The organism is Pseudomonas sp. NPDC089547 (genome assembly GCF_050280665.1).
Lineage (GTDB): Bacteria > Pseudomonadota > Gammaproteobacteria > Pseudomonadales > Pseudomonadaceae > Aquipseudomonas.
The window spans coordinates 1-6,886 of sequence record NZ_JBNNVS010000092.1 but is presented as its reverse complement, the minus strand read 5'-3'; the positions used below and the strand labels follow the sequence as shown (position 1 = coordinate 6,886).

The window sequence follows — 6,886 nt, the reverse complement described above, 5'->3', positions numbered from 1 at the left end:
TTTACGCCCGTTTTGTGCTGCGTTACCCCCTACTTTGTTTTGTTTGACATACGTTATTATTCGCGGGTGAACCCGCTCCCACAGGGTCTTGCATTCCCGTCAAGACGGTCTTTGAATTTTGGTTATATAAACATTCTTAAACAGTATTTTTAAGAATATCTCCGCATCACTACTATTGCCCTCAAGCCAGGCGCAAATCCCCTTCAAACCCCTGCCCGGCACCTCACTCCAAGGAGAACGAGCATGAGTGCATCTCTGCGTAGCATCGACGGTCAGGACGAAGCCACCATTCTGCGTGAAATCCAGAGCGCCCTGCGCGACCTGCGTTTCGGTGCGGTGGAGATCACTGTGCACAACGCTCAGGTCGTACAGATCGAGCGCAAGGAGAAGTTCCGCCTGCAACAGCCTGGCAACAAGCCCGGCTGATCTGCGCCCAAACATTCAAAACTAGAAAAATGCCAATCGGGAGCTTCACCATGTCCATCCGCCGTTATGCGCTCGCCGCCCTGGCCAGTGCTGTTTTTGCCGGTTCCGCCATCGCCAAGGACTACGAACTGTTGAACGTGTCCTACGACCCGACCCGCGAGCTGTATCAGCAGTACAACGCCGAGTTCATCAAGCACTGGCAGCAGGCCCACCCGGGCGACAAGGTGAAGATCCAGCAATCCCACGGTGGCTCGGGCAAGCAGGCCCGTGCGGTAATCGACGGCCTGCGTGCCGACGTGGTGACCCTGGCCCTGGCCGGTGACATCGACGAAGTCGCCAAGCTCGGCAAGACCCTGCCGGACAACTGGCAGACCCGCCTGCCGGATGCCAGCACCCCGTACACTTCGACCATCGTGTTCCTGGTGCGCAAGGGCAACCCGAAAGGCATCAAGGACTGGGGCGACCTGATCAAGAAAGACGTGTCGGTCATCACTCCCAACCCGAAAACCTCCGGCGGTGCACGCTGGAATTTCCTGGCCGCCTGGGCCTACGGCCTGAAGACCGGCGGTAGCGAAGACAAGGCAAAGGAATACGTGCAGGAGCTGTTCAAGCACGTACCGGTGCTGGATACCGGCGCCCGTGGCTCGACCATTACCTTCGTCAACAACGGCCAGGGCGACGTGCTGCTGGCCTGGGAAAACGAAGCCTTCCTGGCGCTGAAGGAAGACGGTGGCGCCGACAAGTTCGACATCGTCGTACCGTCGCTGTCGATCCTGGCCGAACCGCCAGTTGCCGTGGTGGACAAGAACGCCGAGAAGAAGGGCAATACCGATATTGCCACCGAATACCTCAAGCACCTGTACAGCCCGGCCGGGCAGAAGATTGCCGCTGAGAACTTCTATCGCCCGCGTGACGAGAAGGTTGCTGCCGAATTCGGCAAGCAGTTCCCGAAACTGGACCTGGTAACCATCGACAAGGACTTCGGTGGCTGGAAGACCGCACAACCGAAATTCTTCAATGATGGCGGTGTGTTCGACCAGATCTATCAGGCACAGTAAGGGCCACGGAAAAGCGGGGCCGCTCTGCGGCCCATCGCGACACAAGGCCGCTCCTACAGGGGATACGCGTTCTTCTTGTAGGAGCGGCCTTGCGTCGCGATGGGCTGCGCAGCAGCCCCGGGATTTCAGAAGCTAGCATCGGCCCGGGATCGCTCCCGGGCCAAGTGCATTCACCCAGGGATACTTATGTCACGTCGTATTTCCCCCGTCATACCCGGCTTCGGGCTGACGCTGGGCTACACCTTGGTGTACCTCAGCCTGATCGTGCTGATACCGCTGGCGGCCATGTTCATCCATGCCTCGCAGCTCACCTTCGAACAGTTCTGGAACATCATCAGTGCGCCGCGGGTAATCGCCGCGCTCAAGCTGAGTTTCGGCACCGCCTTGTTCGCCGCCATCATCAACGGTGTGATCGGCACCCTGCTGGCCTGGGTGCTGGTGCGCTATACCTTCCCCGGGCGCAAGATCATCGACGCGATGATCGACCTGCCGTTCGCCTTGCCCACCGCCGTCGCTGGTATCGCCCTGACCGCCCTGTACGCACCTGCGGGCTGGGTCGGCCAGTTCGCCACCGACCTGGGCTTCAAGATCGCCTACACCCCGCTGGGCATCACCCTGGCACTGACCTTCGTCACCTTGCCGTTCGTGGTGCGCACGGTGCAGCCGGTTCTGGCCGACATCCCGCGTGAAGTGGAAGAGGCCGCTGCCTGCCTGGGCGCCAAGCCGTTGCAGGTGTTCCGCCATGTGCTGGCCCCGGCCCTGTTGCCGGCCTGGCTCACCGGATTCGCCCTGGCCTTTGCCCGCGGTGTGGGTGAGTATGGTTCGGTGATCTTCATTGCCGGCAACATGCCGATGAAGACCGAGATCCTGCCGCTGCTGATCATGGTCAAGCTCGACCAGTACGACTACACCGGCGCGACTGCCATCGGCGTGCTGATGCTGGTGGTTTCCTTCATCCTGCTGCTGCTGATCAACCTGCTGCAGCGCCGCATCGAAACCCCTTGAAGGAGGCCGGCATGTCCAGTTCATCCCTGAGTGCAAGCGCGGCCGCCAACGCTGCCCGCCGTGGCAATGCTACTTCGCGGCGTATCCTGATCGGCCTTGGCTGGCTGGTGTTCGCCCTGTTCCTGCTGCTGCCACTGGTGATCGTGGTCTCGCAGGCGCTGAAGAACGGCTTCGGCACCTTCTTCGAGGCGATTTTCGAGCCCGATGCATTGTCGGCACTGAAGCTCACCTTGCTCGCCGTGGTCATTTCGGTGCCGCTGAACCTCGTGTTCGGCGTCAGTGCCGCTTGGTGCGTAAGCAAGTACACCTTCCGTGGCAAGAGTATCCTGGTCACCCTGATCGACCTGCCGTTCTCGGTGTCGCCGGTTATCGCCGGCCTGGTCTATGTGCTGATGTTCGGTGCGCAAGGCTTGTTCGGCCCTTGGCTGCAGGACCACGACATCCAGATCGTGTTCGCCCTGCCGGGCATCGTGCTGGCAACCATCTTCGTCACGGTGCCGTTCGTGGCCCGTGAGCTGATCCCGCTGATGCAGGAGCAGGGCACGCAAGAAGAGGAGGCCGCGCGCCTGCTCGGTGCCAATGGCTGGCAGATGTTCTGGCACGTGACCTTGCCCAACATCAAATGGGGCCTGATCTATGGCGTGGTGCTGTGTACTGCACGGGCCATGGGCGAGTTTGGCGCGGTGTCGGTGGTGTCTGGCCACATCCGTGGCGTGACCAACACCTTGCCGCTGCATGTGGAGATCCTCTACAACGAGTACAACCACGTCGCGGCCTTCAGCGTGGCCAGCCTGTTGCTGATCCTGGCGCTCTTCATCCTGCTGCTCAAGCAGTGGAGCGAGAACCGTATTAACCGCCTGCGCCACAGCGCCGCGGAGGAATGATTCATGTCGATCGAAGTTCGTAATGTCAGCAAGCGCTTCAACAGCTTCCAGGCCCTGAACAACATCAACCTGGACATCAACAGCGGCGAGCTGGTGGCCCTGCTGGGGCCGTCCGGCTGCGGCAAGACCACCCTGCTGCGTATCATTGCCGGCCTGGAAACCCCGGACCAGGGCAACATCGTGTTCCATGGCGAGGACGTGTCCGGCCATGACGTGCGCGACCGCAACGTCGGCTTCGTGTTCCAGCACTACGCGCTGTTCCGCCACATGAGTGTGTTCGACAACGTCGCTTTCGGCTTGCGCATGAAACCCAAGGGCGAGCGCCCGAGCGAAAGCAAGATTGCCGAGAAGGTGCATGAGCTGCTGAACATGGTGCAGCTGGACTGGTTGTCCGACCGTTACCCCGAGCAGTTGTCGGGGGGGCAGCGCCAGCGTATCGCCCTGGCCCGGGCACTGGCTGTGGAGCCCAAGGTATTGCTGCTGGACGAGCCGTTCGGTGCGCTGGATGCCAAGGTGCGTAAAGAACTGCGACGCTGGCTGGCGCGGTTGCACGAGGACATCAACCTGACGTCGGTGTTCGTTACCCACGACCAGGAAGAGGCCATGGAAGTGGCTGACCGCATCGTGGTGATGAACAAGGGCGTGATCGAGCAGATCGGCTCGCCGGGTGAGGTGTACGAGCAGCCGGCCAACGATTTCGTCTACCACTTCCTTGGTGACTCCAACCGCCTGGCCTTGAGCGAAGGGCACCACGTGCTGTTCCGCCCGCACGAAGTGTCGCTGTCGCGGCATGAGACTGAGGGGCACCATGCGGCCGAGGTGCGTGACATTCGGCCGTTGGGTGCGACCACACGGGTGACCTTGAAGGTGGAAGGGCAGAGCGATCTGATCGAGGCTGAGGTGGTCAAGGACCATGACAGCCTGACCGGGTTGGCGCGAGGGGAGACGCTGTTCTTCCGGCCGAAGGTTTGGCAGAAGGTGGCGGATATCTGAGGCGCCTTTGATGATGAAAAGCCCGGGGTTGGTCCCGGGCTTTTTTATGCCTGTGAGATTGCCGGGGCTGCTTTGCAGCCCTTTCGCGACACAAGGCCGCTCCTACAGAGGATCGCGTAATGCCTGGGCTTGCGCGGTCCCCTGTAGGAGCGGCCTTGTGTCGCGATCGAGGGCGCAACCCTCGCGGCAATCTCATGCCTTGCACGAATATTTTGCATGCCCGCAATGCATCGCCTTTAGCCGGACCAGCCACAGGCCGCGAAATCCAAGGCTTTGAGGGAATCGCTAAAAACCAATATTCACTTAAGTTCTAACCATAATTTTAAACATTACTTTAAGAGATAAGCCTCTGGCACCGATGATTCAGCCACACACCTGAATCGAGACCCCAGGAGTTTGATCAATGGGTAATGTCCAGTCGGCCGTCAGGGCCTACGACCAGCCATGGCGCCCGGCCCCGGGCGACCTGGTCGAGCTTGGACGCACGCTTCGCCTCCCGCTTGGCCAGCTGCGCCTGCAACGCACGCCCGTCAGCGGGCTCAAGCGCCGCGACAAGCTGGTGTTGGGCCTGCTGGTGCTGGCCCTGCATGGCGCTGCAGCGTACTGGGTTAGCCAGGCACCAACGCCTGAACTGCCGGTAGTGCCACCGCAAGTGCCGCCCATGACCATCGAGTTCGCCGCACCTGCACCGCCTGTGGTCGAGCCGCCGCCACCAGCCCCCGCGCCGCCGGTAGTCGAGCCACCACCGCCGCCACCGGTAGTCGACGAGCTGGCCGCCAAGCCCAAACCCAAGCCAAAGCCTGTGCCTAAGCCTGTGGTCAAGCAAGCGCCCAAACCACAGCCAAAACCGGTCGAGGCACCGCCGCCAGCGCCGGTGGCCGCCCCGGCGCCGCCTGCACCGGCACCACCTGCGCCGGCCCCGATAACCCCGGCATCGGCCAACGCCGCGTACCTGAAGAACCCAGCGCCGGAATACCCGCAGATGGCCCAGCGCCGTGGTTGGGAGGGCACCGTGCTGTTGCGCGTAGAGGTGCTGCCCAGTGGCAAGCCAGGGCAGATCCAGATCCAGAAGAGCAGTGGCCGTGATGCCCTCGACGCTGCTGCGTTGGCCGCGGTCAAGCGCTGGAGCTTCGTCCCCGCCAAGCAGGGCGACGTGGCCCAGACCGGCTGGGTCAGCGTGCCGATCGATTTCAAGCTTCGCTAACTTTTTCGCAGAACACAGGAAGACATCATCATGAGCCTGCTGGCATCCCCCCTCGAATCCGTTGAAAGCGCAGTCATCTGGCTGCTGGTTGGTTTCTCTGTCGTCACCTGGGGCCTGGCCCTGGTCAAGGTCGCGCAGTTCGTGCGGCTGAAGAATCAGGACAAGCGCTTCCACCAGCAGTTCTGGGCGGCCTCCAGCCTGGACTCGGCCGCCGAGCTCAGCCACGAGCTGCCCGGCCCGGCTGCCCGCGTTGCCCAGTCTGGCTACGCTGCCATTGCCGTTGGTGACACCCAGGCCAACGACCTGAGCCATGCCATCAACCACCAGGACCGCCTGGAACGCGCCCTGCGCCAGCAGATCGTGCGTGAGCGCCGCTCGCTGGAAACCGGCCTGGCGGTAGTGGCCAGTATCGGCAGCACCTCGCCCTTCATCGGCCTTTTCGGCACCGTGTGGGGCATCATGGAAGCGCTCAAGGGCATCAGCGCGGCCGGCTCTGCCAGCCTGGAAACCGTGGCTGGGCCAATCGGTGCGGCGTTGGTGGCAACCGGTGTGGGTATTGCCGTCGCCGTGCCGGCGGTGCTGGTCTACAACTACTTCCTGCGCCGCCTCAAGCTGACCGCTGCCGACCTCGATGACTTCGCCCACGACTTCTATAGCCTGGCGCAGAAGAGTGCCTTCCGAGTGCTGGTGCACCCCGCTGTGCAAAAAGCCCAGGCCGGTTTCACCCAGCCGGTGAAGGAGGCGTCCTGATATGGCCTTTTCGACCCAGGACAGCGACGAAGTCCTCAGTGAAATCAACGTCACGCCGTTGGTGGATGTCATGCTGGTGCTGCTGGTGGTGTTCATCGTCACCGCGCCGCTGCTGACCAACGCCATCCCCATCAACCTGCCCAAGACCGAGGCCGTGGCCCCGGTGGAGCAGAAGGACCCACTGGTGGTCAGTATCGACGGCGAAGGCAAGCTGTTCATCAACAAGGACCAGATACAGCCCGACCTGCTGGAAACCAACCTCAAGGCCGCCAAGGACAAGGACGCAGACGTGCGTGTGCAGTTGCAGGCCGATGACGGCGTGAACTACGGCGAAGTGGCGCGGGCCATGGCAGCCATCGAACGTGCGGGGATCAGCAAGCTGGCGGTGATTACCGCGCGCTGATACCCGGCAACCCTCTTCAGGCAAGTGCTTATGGGCCACATCTCTTGGCAGGGGTTGGCCCTTTTTTTAGGTTCTTCACGGAATCCCGGGAAAGACAGAAACAAGAACGCCGGTTTGATGGATGATGTTCGTGCGAGCAAACACATCAACAAACCGGCGTTCT

The 6,886-nt window shown here is 61.8% G+C and carries 8 protein-coding genes; all 8 read left to right on the top strand.

All coding sequences use genetic code 11. The features are described 5' to 3' along the window. Positions 1-243 precede the first annotated feature (243 nt). Entirely contained in the window at positions 244-426 is a 183-nt protein-coding gene (gene oscA / locus ACQKPZ_RS27865; protein WP_003248957.1) for a sulfur starvation response protein OscA, read from the top strand. Between the two features lie 50 nt (positions 427-476). Beyond that, entirely contained in the window at positions 477-1,484 is a 1,008-nt protein-coding gene (locus ACQKPZ_RS27860; RefSeq protein ID WP_391130536.1) for a sulfate ABC transporter substrate-binding protein, read from the top strand. 186 nt (positions 1,485-1,670) lie between these two features. Then, on the top strand, positions 1,671-2,489 hold the full coding sequence (gene cysT, locus ACQKPZ_RS27855; RefSeq protein ID WP_145191084.1) for a sulfate ABC transporter permease subunit CysT: 819 nt from the start codon (positions 1,671-1,673) through the stop codon (positions 2,487-2,489). A gap of 11 nt (positions 2,490-2,500) precedes the next feature. After that, the gene (cysW, locus tag ACQKPZ_RS27850; protein WP_060498120.1) at positions 2,501-3,373 is read left to right on the top strand and encodes a sulfate ABC transporter permease subunit CysW; all 873 of its coding nucleotides are present in this window, start codon (positions 2,501-2,503) and stop codon (positions 3,371-3,373) included. Between the two features lie 3 nt (positions 3,374-3,376). After that, positions 3,377-4,366 carry a sulfate/molybdate ABC transporter ATP-binding protein gene (locus ACQKPZ_RS27845; RefSeq protein ID WP_403195027.1) on the top strand — a complete coding sequence of 330 codons (990 nt, stop codon included), beginning with the start codon at positions 3,377-3,379 and terminating at the stop codon, positions 4,364-4,366. 403 nt (positions 4,367-4,769) lie between these two features. Further along, entirely contained in the window at positions 4,770-5,570 is an 801-nt protein-coding gene (locus ACQKPZ_RS27840) for an energy transducer TonB (protein WP_416733549.1), read from the top strand. Between the two features lie 30 nt (positions 5,571-5,600). Further along, the gene (locus ACQKPZ_RS27835) at positions 5,601-6,320 is read left to right on the top strand and encodes a MotA/TolQ/ExbB proton channel family protein (protein WP_012274720.1); all 720 of its coding nucleotides are present in this window, start codon (positions 5,601-5,603) and stop codon (positions 6,318-6,320) included. A 1-nt stretch (position 6,321) separates the two neighbouring features. Then, positions 6,322-6,723 (top strand): ExbD/TolR family protein, encoded by a 402-nt coding sequence (locus tag ACQKPZ_RS27830; RefSeq protein ID WP_012274719.1) that lies wholly within the window; start codon positions 6,322-6,324, stop codon positions 6,721-6,723. The last annotated feature ends 163 nt before the right edge of the window (positions 6,724-6,886 follow it).

Excerpts from the sequence above, each read along its gene's own strand:
- oscA (WP_003248957.1), top strand. The coding sequence starts at position 244 with ATGAGTGCATCTCTGCGTAGCATCGACGGTCAGGACGAAGCCACCATT.
- ACQKPZ_RS27860 (WP_391130536.1), top strand. The coding sequence starts at position 477 with ATGTCCATCCGCCGTTATGCGCTCGCCGCCCTGGCCAGTGCTGTTTTT.
- cysT (WP_145191084.1), top strand. The coding sequence starts at position 1,671 with ATGTCACGTCGTATTTCCCCCGTCATACCCGGCTTCGGGCTGACGCTG.
- cysW (WP_060498120.1), top strand. The coding sequence starts at position 2,501 with ATGTCCAGTTCATCCCTGAGTGCAAGCGCGGCCGCCAACGCTGCCCGC.
- ACQKPZ_RS27845 (WP_403195027.1), top strand. The coding sequence starts at position 3,377 with ATGTCGATCGAAGTTCGTAATGTCAGCAAGCGCTTCAACAGCTTCCAG.
- ACQKPZ_RS27840 (WP_416733549.1), top strand. The coding sequence starts at position 4,770 with ATGGGTAATGTCCAGTCGGCCGTCAGGGCCTACGACCAGCCATGGCGC.
- ACQKPZ_RS27835 (WP_012274720.1), top strand. The coding sequence starts at position 5,601 with ATGAGCCTGCTGGCATCCCCCCTCGAATCCGTTGAAAGCGCAGTCATC.
- ACQKPZ_RS27830 (WP_012274719.1), top strand. The coding sequence starts at position 6,322 with ATGGCCTTTTCGACCCAGGACAGCGACGAAGTCCTCAGTGAAATCAAC.